The sequence below is a fragment of the Shewanella acanthi genome (genome assembly GCF_019457475.1).
In the GTDB taxonomy this organism is placed as follows: Bacteria; Pseudomonadota; Gammaproteobacteria; order Enterobacterales; family Shewanellaceae; genus Shewanella; species Shewanella acanthi.
The window spans coordinates 149,048-162,427 of sequence record NZ_CP080413.1; the positions used below are offsets into that span (position 1 = coordinate 149,048).

The window sequence follows — 13,380 nt, forward strand, 5'->3', positions numbered from 1 at the left end:
CTCAAAACAGCTTTCCGAATTAACTGGAATAAAAATTTATCAACTACATCCATGTAGTTGACCCTAACGGGCCGCGCTAAAGCGCGTTAAAAATTGTTCCAGACAATTTTTTGCTTGGTGACAATAGCATTGTGGTCCCACCTGATCCCATCCCGAACTCAGAAGTGAAACGCAATCGCGCCGATGGTAGTGTGGGGTCTCCCCATGTGAGAGTAGGTCATCGCCAAGCGCCTAATTATCTCTATGAGATGTAACGAAGCCAGCTGAATAAGCTGGCTTTTTTGCATTTGCGTTGCTGGAAATATTCTATTTGTCTTATCTTCCTCAAATTACATAAATCCTTGAGTATAATTTTGGGTTTTCCGAGCTTTTAAACGGTATATTCTCGCACACAGTAAATTCTTATCCATTCTGCAGCCCTAGCCTACTGCTTTTATAATATCTAGATATTACAATGCTGCATTTACCATGACAGAACAATGCTATGCCTTGCCTTTATTCGCTCAAGCCATTCAATACCCTTGGACTAGAACAATCCTGTTTCTCCTTAGTGGAAGCCAAATCTAAGGGAGAATTAGTTGCCCATTGTTCGGCTGTTTGGCAAGCCAAGCAACCTCTGTTGGTATTAGGTGGTGGCAGTAACGTGGTACTGACCGATGACTTTAATGGCACTGTAATTCGAGTCTTATCGAAGGGAATAAAGCTGACTGAAGATGAGGCTAATTTCTATTTAGAGGTCGAAGCTGGCGAAAACTGGCATGAACTTGTCGAATACTCCTTAAGTAACAATATACCAGGGCTAGAAAATCTAGCTTTGATCCCTGGTACCGTTGGGGCGTCACCTATCCAAAATATTGGTGCCTATGGCGTTGAGCTTTGTGACATTTGTGATTGGGTAGAATACCTCGATTTAGCTTCGGGAGATCTAAAACGCCTCAAAAGTAGCGATTGTGAGTTTGCATACCGTGAATCAATTTTCAAGGGTAAATTGAGGGATAAAGCAGTGATCTCCGCTGTGGGTTTTTGTTTGAGTAAACACTGGCAGCCCAAAATAAGTTACGGTCCATTACAGTCCCTTGACTCAAAGACAGTTACTGCGAGAGAAATCTTCGATACCGTTTGCAAAGTAAGAAGTGAAAAGTTACCCGATCCTGCAGTATTAGGGAATGCGGGGAGTTTCTTTAAAAATCCGATAATTAAAGCTGAGCAATATATTCGTTTGACACAACGTTTCCCAACAATTGTGGGATATGCGCAAAAAAACGGTGATGTTAAGCTCGCTGCTGGCTGGCTTATTGAGCAGGCCGGATTGAAAGGTTTTGTGTTAGGCAATGCCGCTGTGCATGACAAACAGGCCTTAGTGTTAGTCAATAAAGGCGGCGCAACTGGCAAGGATATCTGCCGGTTGGCATTACATGTGATTGCTAAGGTGAATGAAGTCTTTGGCGTGTTGCTAGAGGCTGAACCAAGAATCATCGGAACTGCCGGAGAGGGGCATTTAGATGTCTGAAAACTGGGTACGTAAGCGTCAGATTTTAGGCTTGTTGTCGAGTAAACACTTTGTATCAGGGGAAGACTTAGCGACAAAGCTAGGGATCTCACGTGCAGCAGTGAGTAAGCACGTCGATGCGCTCGAAGAATATGGTGTGGCTATTTTTAGCGTCAAAGGGCGAGGCTATAAACTTGCCAATCCAGTCTCTTTGATTGATTCAGCAAAACTGGTCGAGTCTATCGATAACCGCTGTTTTTACTTCGACGAAATCCCAAGTACCAATGGATTTATGTTAACCCATAAGGGCGAGCTTAAAAGTGGTGACGTTTGTATAGCCGAATACCAATCTGCGGGGCGTGGTCGAAGAGGGCGCACTTGGGTATCGCCCTACGGACATCATTTATATTATTCGCAATTTTGGTCTTTCCCGCAGGGAATGGCTCAAGCTATGGGCTTAAGTTTAGTTGTCGGTTGTGCCCTCGTTGAGGTACTACAACAGTTAGGTGTGGAGAATGTTGGACTTAAATGGCCCAACGATATTTACCTTAACGAAAAGAAACTGGCTGGTATTTTGATTGAAATGTCCGGACAAGCTGACAGTGAATGCCAGTTGATTATCGGAATTGGCGTCAACATGTCGATGTCTGAAGAACAGGGTAAGGGAATTAATCAGCCCTGGAGCGATCTCTCAGAGCTTCAGGAATTGCCCAATAAAACGGACCTAGTTATTGCACTACAGAAACAACTTAAGAAAGACATCCAGTTATTTGAACGTGAAGGTTTAGCGGCGTTTAAATTACGTTGGCAGTCAGCTGATCTATTCCACGGTAAAGCCATTCGATTATTAATGGCTGGAAATCATGTGGATGGTACTTGTCGTGGTATTGACGAGCAGGGGGCTGTACTGCTTGAAACTGCCAATGGAATTCAAGCTTTCATTGGTGGAGAGATCAGCCTAAGACCGAGATAGTCTTAGGCTCAGATAGACTTAGGCTGAGACTTAGAATGTCAAAAATTCTGTTTTGTGAAGTACTTGGGTAATGTGTCGGAGGTTATTTACGTAACAATACATGGGACATTAAGTGATCCTGCCCCTTTTGGAGGATCAAATGTGCTCTTTCCCTTGTCGGCTGAATGTTTAGCTGCAAATTAGGCCCATTGATGGTGTCCCAAATTTTCGCTGATGTGCTGTTCGCCTCATCGTCACTCAAACTTGCGTAATGATGAAAGTAAGAATTTTCATCACTAAAAGCACCTTTACGGAACTGTAAGAACCGTTCCTGGTACCACTGTTTTAGTAGGGACTCCTCAGCATCCACATAGATGGAAAAGTCGACAAAGTCAGATACAAAGGGTCTACGAATATCAACAGGCGAATCTAAACCCGTTTGCAATACATTAAGACCTTCTAAAATCAGAATATCGGGCTGAGAGACAGTTTGATGCTGCCCCTTAATCCGATCGTAAGTTACGTGTGAATATATTGGTGCTTTGGCATGGGCCTGCCCCGATTTGACTGCCGAAATAAACTCAAGCAACATCTTCATATCATAACTTTCAGGGAAGCCTTTACGCTGTAATAAGCCTTTACGTTTTAAATCTGCCAAAGGATATAGAAAACCGTCGGTTGTCACTAAGTCAACCTTGGGATGTTCTGGCCAGTTGCGTAGTAGTGCTTGAAGAATACGCGCAGTAGTACTTTTCCCTACAGCAACGCTGCCGGCAATACTGATTATATAGGGACTGCTGGAAGGTGTCTGGCCGAGGAATTCGTCAAGCACCAAACCCCGTTGCTGTTTTGATTTAACGATCAAATTAAGCAAGCGACTCAAGGGTAGGTAAATGTCTGTCACTTCAGAAAGAGATACCTTTTCATTAATGCCCCTAAGATGCTCTAAATCCTGTTCACTTAAGGTCATGGGTACCGCGTCTCGTAACACTGACCATTGGGCGCGCTCGAAGGCATGATATAGCGCTTTTTGAATTGGATTCTGTGATGTCATGGGGCTTCCTCGGCTTGAGGATCGCACAGTACACCATGACCTTTGTCACGACAATATAAAATGTCTATACACCTCCGTGTTTTATGATACTTCGTCACAGAATATGGCCTGAATAGGCTTTTAATGACGTCAGCGTGTAAAAAAACATCATTTGAAAGCCTTTTTTAAATAAATAGACGATTTTCACTTGCACTTAGACTGACATTTACCTAATATCCCGTTCCGAAATGATTTGCCGGCATAGCTCAGTTGGTAGAGCAACTGACTTGTAATCAGTAGGTCCCGAGTTCGACTCTTGGTGCCGGCACCATTTTACTGGAGGGGTTCCCGAGTGGCCAAAGGGATCAGACTGTAAATCTGACGGCTCCGCCTTCGAAGGTTCGAATCCTTCTCCCTCCACCATTTTCCTAGGTAGTTAGGTAGCCTTAGTTAGGTTGCGCGGGCATCGTATAATGGTATTACTCCAGCCTTCCAAGCTGATAACGCGGGTTCGATTCCCGCTGCCCGCTCCAAATTAGTTGCTGATATGGCTCAGTTGGTAGAGCACACCCTTGGTAAGGGTGAGGTCGGCAGTTCGAATCTGCCTATCAGCACCAGCCTTTCTAAAATAAGCTCCATTACCTAAAATAATCGGTTCGATGTCATTTTTATGCATCGGATTTTTTCTATATGTATGTTTTCATCACCAAGACTCTTGGATTGAGGCAATACCATGGCTAAAGCTAAATTTGAACGTTCTAAGCCCCATGTTAACGTGGGCACCATCGGTCACGTTGACCATGGTAAAACCACTCTGACTGCAGCTATCTCTCACGTACTGGCTAAGACCTACGGTGGTGAAGCTAAAGACTTCTCTCAAATCGACAACGCTCCAGAAGAGCGTGAGCGTGGTATTACAATCAATACCTCTCACATCGAATACGATACACCAACTCGCCACTACGCACACGTAGACTGCCCAGGCCACGCTGACTATGTTAAAAACATGATCACTGGTGCTGCACAGATGGACGGCGCGATCCTGGTAGTTGCTTCTACTGACGGTCCAATGCCACAAACTCGTGAGCACATCCTGCTGTCTCGCCAAGTAGGCGTACCATTCATCATCGTATTCATGAACAAATGTGACATGGTTGACGATGCTGAGCTGTTAGAATTAGTAGAAATGGAAGTTCGTGAACTGTTATCAGAATACGACTTCCCAGGTGATGACTTACCAGTTATCCAAGGTTCTGCACTGAAAGCTCTTGAAGGCGAGCCAGAGTGGGAAGCTAAGATCATTGAATTAGCAGAAGCACTGGACACTTACATTCCAGAACCAGAGCGTGATATCGATAAGCCATTCCTGATGCCAATCGAAGACGTATTCTCAATCTCTGGCCGTGGTACAGTAGTAACTGGCCGTGTTGAGCGTGGTATTGTACGTGTTGGTGACGAAGTAGAAATCGTTGGTATCCGCGACACAACCAAGACTACCTGTACTGGTGTTGAAATGTTCCGTAAGCTGCTTGACGAAGGTCGTGCAGGTGAGAACTGTGGTATCCTTTTACGTGGTACTAAACGTGATGACGTAGAACGTGGTCAAGTACTGTCTAAGCCAGGTTCAATCAACCCACACACTACTTTTGAATCAGAAGTTTACGTTCTGTCAAAAGAAGAAGGTGGTCGTCACACGCCATTCTTCAAAGGCTACCGTCCACAGTTCTACTTCCGTACAACTGACGTGACAGGTACTATCGAACTGCCAGAAGGCGTTGAGATGGTAATGCCAGGCGACAACATCAAGATGAAAGTCACTCTGATCTGCCCAATCGCGATGGACGAAGGTTTACGCTTCGCAATCCGTGAAGGTGGCCGTACAGTAGGTGCTGGTGTTGTAGCTAAGATCTTCGCTTAATCGCGAATTTAAAGTTACCCTGAAAAAGGAAGCTTCGGCTTCCTTTTTTGTTTAGGTCGATTATTTGCGAGCTTTTATGGGTTGCAATGGCTGTGCATCCTTGCTTACAAAGTCGAATAAGAATACAATCTATGGCCGATTTTTGACCCTGAGCTGAATGCGATTTGCGTTTCTAGGGGTATCGGAAATGCGAAATATTAAAAGCGTATAGTAACTGGGGCGTTAGTCCCTTATATAGTGCTCAAGCTCAGGCCGTATTGAGTAACGGAATAACCGATGACAACAAATACTGAAAACCAGAATAACTCTCTGGATATCGTGAAGTGGGGTTTAGCGATCCTATTGCTGGCCGCTGCTGTTATTGGCAATCAAATGTATAGCGAGACGAGTGTCGTCCTACGTGCACTGGCTGTTATCGTTGCATTCGCTATTGCTGGTTTTATTGCCCTGCAGACTGAAAAGGGTAAACAGGCATTAGCTTTTGCTCGTGAGTCGCAAATTGAAGTGCGCAAGGTTGTATGGCCTACACGTCAAGAAGCGCTTAACACCACTTTTATTGTCCTTGCTGCTACAGGTATCTTAGCCCTTATTTTATGGGGTTTGGATGCTGTGTTAATGCGAATTGTCAATTTTATCACTGGCGTATAGGCACCTCGAATGACTGAAGCTAAAGAAGCTAAAAAAAGATGGTATGTAGTGCAGGCATTCTCAGGCTATGAGAGCCGAGTTTGTAAGTCACTGATTGAATACATTAAGATGCACGGCATGGAACAATACTTCGGCGAAGTATTAGTCCCGACCGAAGAAGTGGTTGAAATGCGTGCAGGCCAGCGTCGCAAGAGCGAGCGTAAGTTTTTCCCTGGTTATGTTCTCGTACAGATGGAAATGAACGACGATAGCTGGCACTTAGTCAAAAGCATCCCGCGTGTTTTAGGCTTTATTGGCGGAACTTCTGATCGTCCTGCTCCAATTTCAGATAGAGAAGCAGATGCAATTTTGCGTCGCTTAGAAGAAACCACAGCATCACCTACTCACCGTGTTATTTTCGAACCGGGTGAAGTGGTGCGTGTTTGTGATGGTCCATTTGCTGACTTCAACGGTACCGTTGAAGAGGTGGACTATGATAAGAGCCGAGTAAAAGTGTCAGTAATGATCTTCGGTCGTTCTACACCAGTTGAGCTCGATTTTAATCAGGTCGAAAAAGGCTGATTAAATTAAATACAAAAATCCGTTTGGCAACGGGTGCGGATTTCTATATAATCCGCACCCGTTGTTTTCGGGGGAGCACGTCGGCATGTCGCTGATGCGCGTTTGAACCCAAACTGAGGAAATGTCAGATGGCAAAGAAAATTGATGCTTATATTAAGCTACAAGTAAAATCAGGTTCTGCGAACCCTTCACCACCAGTTGGTCCAGCTCTGGGTCAGAAAGGTGTGAACATCATGGAATTCTGTAAAGCGTTTAACGCCCGTACAGAAAAAATGGAAAAAGGCATGCCTATTCCAGTCGTGATCACTGTATACAGTGACCGTTCATTCACTTTCGAAACTAAGACTCCGCCAGCTTCTTACTTACTGAAGACTGCTGCAGGCCTGAAATCAGGTTCTTCACGTCCTAACACTCAGAAAGTAGGTACTATCGCTCGCGCTAAGATTCAAGAAATTGCTGAATTGAAAGCGGCTGATATGACTGGTGCTGATATTGAAGCGATGACTCGCTCAATCGAAGGTACTGCGCGTTCAATGGGTTTGGTTGTAGAGGGTTAATATAATGGCAAAACTAACTAAACGCATGCGCGTAATCCGCGAGAAAGTTGACGGTACTAAATTATACGAAATCAATGACGCTGTTGCTCTGTTAAAAGAATTAGCAACTGCTAAGTTCGTTGAAAGCGTTGACGTAGCTGTTAACCTGGGTATCGACCCACGTAAATCAGACCAAAACGTTCGTGGTGCTACTGTATTACCACACGGTACTGGTCGTGAAGTTCGCGTTGCAGTATTTACACAAGGTGCAAATGCTGAAGCTGCTAAAGCTGCTGGTGCTGAACTCGTTGGTATGGATGATCTGGCTGAGCAAATCAAAGCTGGTGAAATGAACTTCGACGTAGTTATCGCATCTCCAGATGCAATGCGCGTTGTTGGTATGTTAGGTCAAATCTTAGGCCCACGTGGTTTAATGCCTAACCCAAAAACTGGCACAGTAACACCAAACGTTGCTGAAGCGGTTAAAAACGCTAAAGCTGGTCAAGTTCGTTACCGTAACGACAAGAACGGTATTATCCACACTACTATCGGTAAAGTGGATTTCACACCAGTTCAATTGAAAGAAAACTTGGAAGCGTTAGTATCTGCACTGAAAAAGGCTAAGCCTGCAGTTGCAAAAGGTGTATACGTGAAGAAAGTTAGCATCTCTACCACTATGGGTGCAGGTGTAGCTATCGACCAAGCGACTCTCGATACAGCTAACTAATTTTACAAGGTACGCGTATTAGACTATAATGCGCGCACTTTGTGGGTTGAAGTCTGTTGCTTAATACTTAACAGTTTTACAGCAGACTTCCGTCCAAGACCGCAGGTGTTTTCCTTAATGGTTTACTTAATTTCCTGCGTAGACGGTGTCAGGCCCCAGTTAAATTTTTTAAACTGGATAATCTGCGCCGTAAGTGACTAAATACATAAGTATTTAGTATGGTAAATACTAGGGAATACCCTAGGTAGAATCCAGGAGTAAAGCCAATGGCATTAAGACTCGAAGACAAAAAAGCGATTGTTGCTGAAGTCAACGAAGCTGCCAAAGGTGCGCTTTCTGCAGTTGCCGCCGATTCTCGCGGTGTAACTGTAGGTGCTATGACTGTTCTGCGTAAAAAAGCTCGCGAAGCTGGTGTTTATGTACGTGTAGTACGTAACACTCTGGCTCGTCGTGCTGTTGAAGGTACTGCTTTTGAGTGCCTAGCAGAAACGTTCACTGGCCCAACTTTGATTGCTTTCTCTAACGAGCACCCAGGTGCCGCAGCTCGTCTGTTAAAAGACTTCGCTAAAGAGCAAGCACTGTTCGAAGTTAAAGGCGCTGCCTTTGAAGGGGAATTCATCCCTGCAGCTCAGATTGATCGTTTGGCGAAACTGCCAACTTACGAAGAAGCACTGGCACAGCTGATGATGACTATGAAAGAAGCATCTGCTGGCAAGTTCGTTCGTACACTGGCCGCTTTACGCGATCAAAAACAAGAAGCCGCTTAATTTCAAGCTGGCTGCTTAATAGAATTGAATTCAGAACAATAGGAAATATTTCTTATGTCTATCACTAAAGACCAAATCTTAGAAGCCTTTGCAGCTATGTCTGTAATGGAAGTTGTTGAACTGATCGAAGCTATGGAAGAGAAGTTCGGCGTTTCTGCTGCTGCTGCAGTAGTTGCTGGCGGTGCTGCTGATGCAGGTGCTGCTGCTGAAGAGCAAACAGAATTCACAGTTATGATGACTGCTCACGGCGACAACAAAGTTGCTGTTATTAAAGCAATCCGTGGCGCAACTGGTTTAGGCCTGAAAGAAGCTAAAGCTATGGCTGAAGCTGCTCCAGTAGCTGTTAAAGAAGCTGTTTCTAAAGAAGAAGCAGAAGCTCTGAAGAAAGAACTGGTTGAAGCTGGTGCTACAGTAGAGATCAAGTAAGCTATTATTTAGCTTACTCACCCAAGCCATTTGGGTGGAGGGCTGGCGGTTTTTTAACCGTCGGCCTTTTTTGCGCTATATGCGCCGGCGATTTTTTTTCACCGTTTATCGCCAATTTTTGCAGTCCCTAGCAGAGATTACTGGTTAGGTTCTTGCCATCAACGGTGATGGGCAAACGTGCTGAATTCAATGGCTTACGTCATTAGTTCAGTCTTGGTCACATCTCGCAAGCAGAGGAAACCCATGGTTTACTCCTATTCTGAAAAGAAGCGTATTCGCAAAGACTTTGGTAAGCGTCCACAGGTGTTGGATATCCCTTACCTATTGTCTATTCAGTTAGACTCTTTTAAGAAGTTCACCGATCAAGATCCTACCGGTGAGCGCGGCTTAGAAGCCGCCTTCCGTAGCGTTTTTCCCATCAAGAGCTTTTCTGGTAACTCAGAACTGCAATACGTCAGCTATAAGCTTGGCGAGCCTGTTTTTGATGTGAAAGAGTGTCAGATCCGTGGTGTTACATATTCAGCTCCACTGCGCGTTAAATTACGCATGGTGTTGTATGATCGTGAAGCAGCGGCCGGCACTGTAAAAGATATTAAAGAACAAGAAGTCTACATGGGTGATATCCCATTGATGACTGATAACGGTACTTTTGTTATCAACGGTACTGAGCGTGTAATCGTATCTCAATTACACCGCAGCCCAGGCGTATTCTTCGATCACGACCGTGGTAAAACCCACTCATCAGGTAAAGTGCTTTATAACGCACGTATCATTCCTTACCGTGGTTCATGGTTAGACTTTGAATTCGACCCTAAAGATGCGTTGTTCGTACGTATTGACCGTCGCCGTAAATTACCTGCGACCATCATTCTGCGTGCATTAGAGTACTCTACTCAAGAGATCCTCGACCTGTTCTTCGAACGCGTAGAGTTCAAGATCAAGAAAGATACTCTGGTAATGACCTTAGTACCTGAGCGTCTGCGTGGCGAAACCGCCAGCTACGACATCAAGGATGCTGAAGGTACTGTTTTGGTTGAAGCCGGCCGCCGTGTTACTGCGCGCCATATTCGCCAACTCGAAAAAACCAACACCACTGAACTCGAAGTGCCAGTTGAATACATCGTGGGCAAATATGCTGCCCAAGATTACATCGATCCGGATACGGGTGAAGTTCTGGTTTCTGCTAACAGTGAAATCAGCCTAGAAGACTTAGCGAAGTTATCACTGGCCGGCATCAAAGAGTTAAGCACGTTATATATTAACGAGCTGGATCACGGTGCTTACATCTCTGACACTCTGCGTATCGATCCAACCACTAACCGCTTAGAAGCGTTAGTTGAGATCTACCGTATGATGCGTCCTGGTGAGCCACCAACCAAAGATGCAGCAGAAGCCCTGTTCCAAAACTTATTCTTCAGCGAAGAACGTTATGACCTGTCTAAAGTAGGTCGTATGAAGTTCAACCGTCGTCTGAGCATTCCTGATGACGAAGGTAGCGGCGTACTGTCTAAAGAAGACATCGTTGCCGTGATGAAGAACATCATTCACATCCGTAACGGCTTTGACGAAGTGGACGATATCGACCACTTAGGTAACCGTCGTATCCGTTCTGTGGGTGAAATGGCTGAAAACCAATTCCGTGTTGGTCTGGTCCGTGTTGAGCGCGCCGTGCGTGAACGTCTGTCATTAGGCGATCTGAACGAGCTAATGCCACAAGACTTAATCAACGCTAAGCCAATCTCTGCGGCAGTCAAAGAATTCTTCGGTTCTTCTCAGCTGTCACAATTCATGGATCAAAACAACCCGCTGTCAGAAGTAACGCATAAGCGTCGTATTTCTGCTCTTGGCCCAGGTGGTTTGACCCGTGAACGCGCAGGCTTCGAAGTCCGCGACGTACACCCAACTCACTATGGTCGTTTATGTCCAATTGAGACCCCTGAAGGTCCAAACATTGGTCTAATCAACTCATTAGCAAGCTTTGCCCGTACTAACTCTTACGGCTTCTTAGAAACCCCATACCGCAAAGTGGTAGACGGTGTGATCACTGATGAAGTGGAATACTTGTCAGCGATTGAAGAAGGTCGTTATGTGATTGCACAGGCGAACATCGAAGTTGATGCTCAAGGCCGCATGGTTGAAGAACAGATTGCATGTCGTCACAAAGGTGAATCTACCTTTATGCGCGCGTCTGACATTCAATACATGGACGTATCACCACAACAGATTATTTCTGTTGCTGCGTCACTGATCCCGTTCTTAGAACACGACGACGCGAACCGTGCATTGATGGGTGCGAACATGCAACGTCAAGCGGTACCAACACTGAAGTCAGAGAAGCCTCTGGTCGGTACTGGTATTGAGCGTACGCTAGCAGTGGACTCAGGCGTAGTAGTTGCCGCTAAACGTGGCGGTGTGATCGATTACGTTGATGCAAGCCGTATCGTAGTTAAAGTAAATGAAGACGAGCTGCGCCCAGGCGAAGCGGGTATCGACATTTACAACCTGACTAAGTACACCCGTTCTAACCAAAACACTTGTATCAACCAACGTCCATGTTGCGCTGTTGGTGAGCCAGTTGTACGTGGTGACGTGTTAGCCGACGGTCCGTCTACTGACTTAGGTGACTTAGCCCTTGGCCAGAACATGCGTATCGCGTTCATGCCTTGGAACGGTTACAACTTCGAAGACTCGATTTTAATTTCTGAGCGTGTTGCTCAAGAAGACCGTTTCACCACTATCCACATTCAAGAGCTGTCTTGTATCGCTCGTGATACCAAGCTGGGTAGCGAAGAAATCACGGCTGACATTCCAAACGTAGGTGAGTCTGCTCTGTCGAAACTCGACGAGTCAGGTATCGTTTACATCGGTGCAGAAGTGAAGGGCGGCGACATTCTGGTTGGTAAAGTCACGCCAAAAGGCGAGACTCAACTGACACCAGAAGAGAAGTTATTACGCGCCATCTTTGGTGAGAAAGCGTCTGATGTTAAAGACAGCTCACTGCGTGTACCTAACTCTGTTAAAGGTACCATCATCGACGTTCAGGTATTTACCCGTGACGGCGTCGAGAAAGACAAGCGTGCCATTGAAATCGAAGAAATGCACATTGCCCAAGCTCGTAAAGACTTAGGCGAAGAGTTCAAGATCCTTGAAGAAGGCGTATTGAGCCGTGCACGCAACCTATTATTAGGCGCTGGTTTCACTGAAGCACAAATCGCAGCATTGCCACGTAAAGATGTTTTGGTTCAAGTAATTGACGACGAAGCAAAACAAACTGAGCTTGAGCAATTAGCTGAACAGCATGAAGAGCTGAAAGCAGACTTCGATAAGAAGTTTGAAGTTAAACGTCGCAAGATCACCCAAGGTGATGACTTGGCGCCAGGCGTACTGAAGATCGTTAAAGTTTACTTAGCGGTTAAACGTACTATCCAACCTGGTGACAAGATGGCGGGTCGTCACGGTAACAAGGGTGTTATCTCTAAGATTAACCCAATCGAAGACATGCCGTACGACGAACAAGGTAACCCAGTAGACATCGTATTGAACCCGCTAGGTGTTCCATCACGTATGAACATTGGTCAGGTACTTGAGGTTCACTTAGGTGCTGCTGCTAAAGGTATTGGTAACAAGATTGCTGCAATGCTGGAAGATCAGCGCGAGAAGGGACTGGCTGAAGTTCGTGACTACATCAAGCAGGTCTATGAATTAGGTGACGAAGTGCAGCAGCGCGTTGACATCGATTCATTCTCTGACGATGAGTTACTGCGCTTAGCGAACAACCTGAAAGGTGGTTTACCTGTTGCTACGCCAGCATTCGACGGTGCTAAAGAAAAAGAGATCAAGCAGATGCTTGAGCTTGCAGGCTTGCCAACCTCTGGTCAGCTGAAATTATTTGATGGTCGTACCGGTAACGAATTTGAGCGTCCAGTAACTGTAGGTTACATGTACATGCTCAAACTGAACCACTTAGTTGACGACAAGATGCACGCCCGTTCTACCGGTTCGTACAGCTTAGTGACTCAACAACCTCTGGGCGGTAAAGCTCAGTTCGGTGGTCAGCGTTTCGGTGAGATGGAAGTGTGGGCACTAGAAGCATACGGTGCCGCTTATACGCTTCAAGAAATGCTCACTGTTAAATCGGATGACGTTAACGGTCGTACTCAGATGTACAAGAACATCGTTGACGGTAACCATCAGATGCAGCCTGGCATGCCAGAGTCCTTCAACGTATTGCTGAAGGAGATCCGTTCACTCGGTATTAATATCGAGTTGGATCAAGAATAAGCGCAGGCATTTAGCCGCGTTTGGCAACAGAATGGTGCTCCG

11 protein-coding genes, 4 tRNA genes and 1 rRNA gene are annotated in these 13,380 nt (G+C 45.5%); 15 read left to right on the plus strand and 1 reads right to left on the minus strand.

The window, feature by feature from the left end; translation table 11 throughout:
- The first annotated feature begins 113 nt into the window (after positions 1–113).
- The 3 genes from rrf (at position 114) to birA (ending at position 2,462) form a co-directional block, all read left to right on the plus strand.
- Positions 114–229: ribosomal RNA gene (gene rrf / locus K0H61_RS00655) — 5S ribosomal RNA — on the plus strand.
- 255 nt (positions 230–484) lie between these two features.
- On the plus strand, positions 485–1,510 hold the full coding sequence (murB, locus tag K0H61_RS00660; protein WP_220050886.1) for a UDP-N-acetylmuramate dehydrogenase: 1,026 nt from the start codon (positions 485–487) through the stop codon (positions 1,508–1,510).
- Positions 1,503–2,462 (plus strand): bifunctional biotin--[acetyl-CoA-carboxylase] ligase/biotin operon repressor BirA, encoded by a 960-nt coding sequence (gene birA / locus K0H61_RS00665; RefSeq protein WP_220050887.1) that lies wholly within the window; start codon positions 1,503–1,505, stop codon positions 2,460–2,462. The genes murB and birA overlap by 8 nt, the downstream gene beginning before the upstream one ends.
- Positions 2,463–2,544: 82 nt before the next feature.
- Here the strand turns inward: birA and coaA are convergent, their stop codons facing one another.
- On the minus strand, positions 2,545–3,495 hold the full coding sequence (coaA, locus tag K0H61_RS00670) for a type I pantothenate kinase (RefSeq protein WP_220050888.1): 951 nt from the start codon (positions 3,493–3,495) through the stop codon (positions 2,545–2,547).
- Between the two features lie 234 nt (positions 3,496–3,729).
- Here coaA and K0H61_RS00675 point away from each other — a divergent pair.
- The 12 genes from K0H61_RS00675 (at position 3,730) to rpoB (ending at position 13,338) form a co-directional block, all read left to right on the plus strand.
- Positions 3,730–3,805 (plus strand) — tRNA-Thr (locus tag K0H61_RS00675).
- Between the two features lie 7 nt (positions 3,806–3,812).
- Positions 3,813–3,897 (plus strand) — tRNA-Tyr (locus K0H61_RS00680).
- Between the two features lie 36 nt (positions 3,898–3,933).
- Positions 3,934–4,007, plus strand: a tRNA-Gly gene (locus tag K0H61_RS00685).
- 8 nt (positions 4,008–4,015) lie between these two features.
- A tRNA-Thr gene (locus tag K0H61_RS00690) sits at positions 4,016–4,091 on the plus strand.
- A gap of 116 nt (positions 4,092–4,207) precedes the next feature.
- Positions 4,208–5,392 (plus strand): elongation factor Tu, encoded by a 1,185-nt coding sequence (gene tuf, locus K0H61_RS00695; RefSeq protein ID WP_220050889.1) that lies wholly within the window; start codon positions 4,208–4,210, stop codon positions 5,390–5,392.
- A 276-nt stretch (positions 5,393–5,668) separates the two neighbouring features.
- Positions 5,669–6,040 carry a preprotein translocase subunit SecE gene (gene secE / locus K0H61_RS00700; RefSeq protein ID WP_220050890.1) on the plus strand — a complete coding sequence of 124 codons (372 nt, stop codon included), beginning with the start codon at positions 5,669–5,671 and terminating at the stop codon, positions 6,038–6,040.
- A gap of 9 nt (positions 6,041–6,049) precedes the next feature.
- Positions 6,050–6,601 (plus strand): transcription termination/antitermination protein NusG, encoded by a 552-nt coding sequence (nusG, locus tag K0H61_RS00705; RefSeq protein ID WP_220050891.1) that lies wholly within the window; start codon positions 6,050–6,052, stop codon positions 6,599–6,601.
- 128 nt (positions 6,602–6,729) lie between these two features.
- Positions 6,730–7,158: a 50S ribosomal protein L11 gene (gene rplK / locus K0H61_RS00710; protein ID WP_220050892.1), complete on the plus strand. Its 429-nt coding sequence runs from the start codon at positions 6,730–6,732 to the stop codon at positions 7,156–7,158.
- A 4-nt stretch (positions 7,159–7,162) separates the two neighbouring features.
- Entirely contained in the window at positions 7,163–7,864 is a 702-nt protein-coding gene (gene rplA, locus K0H61_RS00715) for a 50S ribosomal protein L1 (protein ID WP_220050893.1), read from the plus strand.
- A 266-nt stretch (positions 7,865–8,130) separates the two neighbouring features.
- Entirely contained in the window at positions 8,131–8,631 is a 501-nt protein-coding gene (gene rplJ / locus K0H61_RS00720; RefSeq protein ID WP_220050894.1) for a 50S ribosomal protein L10, read from the plus strand.
- A gap of 54 nt (positions 8,632–8,685) precedes the next feature.
- A complete protein-coding gene (rplL, locus tag K0H61_RS00725; RefSeq protein ID WP_220050895.1) occupies positions 8,686–9,057 on the plus strand; it encodes a 50S ribosomal protein L7/L12 in 372 nt (123 codons plus the stop codon).
- Between the two features lie 243 nt (positions 9,058–9,300).
- Positions 9,301–13,338, plus strand: coding sequence for a DNA-directed RNA polymerase subunit beta (gene rpoB / locus K0H61_RS00730; RefSeq protein WP_220050896.1), 4,038 nt, complete (start codon positions 9,301–9,303; stop codon positions 13,336–13,338).
- Positions 13,339–13,380 lie beyond the last annotated feature (42 nt).

Excerpts from the sequence above, each read along its gene's own strand:
- murB (WP_220050886.1), top strand. The coding sequence starts at position 485 with ATGCCTTGCCTTTATTCGCTCAAGCCATTCAATACCCTTGGACTAGAA.
- birA (WP_220050887.1), top strand. The coding sequence starts at position 1,503 with ATGTCTGAAAACTGGGTACGTAAGCGTCAGATTTTAGGCTTGTTGTCG.
- nusG (WP_220050891.1), top strand. The coding sequence starts at position 6,050 with ATGACTGAAGCTAAAGAAGCTAAAAAAAGATGGTATGTAGTGCAGGCA.
- tuf (WP_220050889.1), top strand. The coding sequence starts at position 4,208 with ATGGCTAAAGCTAAATTTGAACGTTCTAAGCCCCATGTTAACGTGGGC.
- rpoB (WP_220050896.1), top strand. The coding sequence starts at position 9,301 with ATGGTTTACTCCTATTCTGAAAAGAAGCGTATTCGCAAAGACTTTGGT.
- rplJ (WP_220050894.1), top strand. The coding sequence starts at position 8,131 with ATGGCATTAAGACTCGAAGACAAAAAAGCGATTGTTGCTGAAGTCAAC.
- rplA (WP_220050893.1), top strand. The coding sequence starts at position 7,163 with ATGGCAAAACTAACTAAACGCATGCGCGTAATCCGCGAGAAAGTTGAC.
- rplK (WP_220050892.1), top strand. The coding sequence starts at position 6,730 with ATGGCAAAGAAAATTGATGCTTATATTAAGCTACAAGTAAAATCAGGT.
- coaA (WP_220050888.1), bottom strand. The coding sequence starts at position 3,495 with ATGACATCACAGAATCCAATTCAAAAAGCGCTATATCATGCCTTCGAG.
- rplL (WP_220050895.1), top strand. The coding sequence starts at position 8,686 with ATGTCTATCACTAAAGACCAAATCTTAGAAGCCTTTGCAGCTATGTCT.
- secE (WP_220050890.1), top strand. The coding sequence starts at position 5,669 with ATGACAACAAATACTGAAAACCAGAATAACTCTCTGGATATCGTGAAG.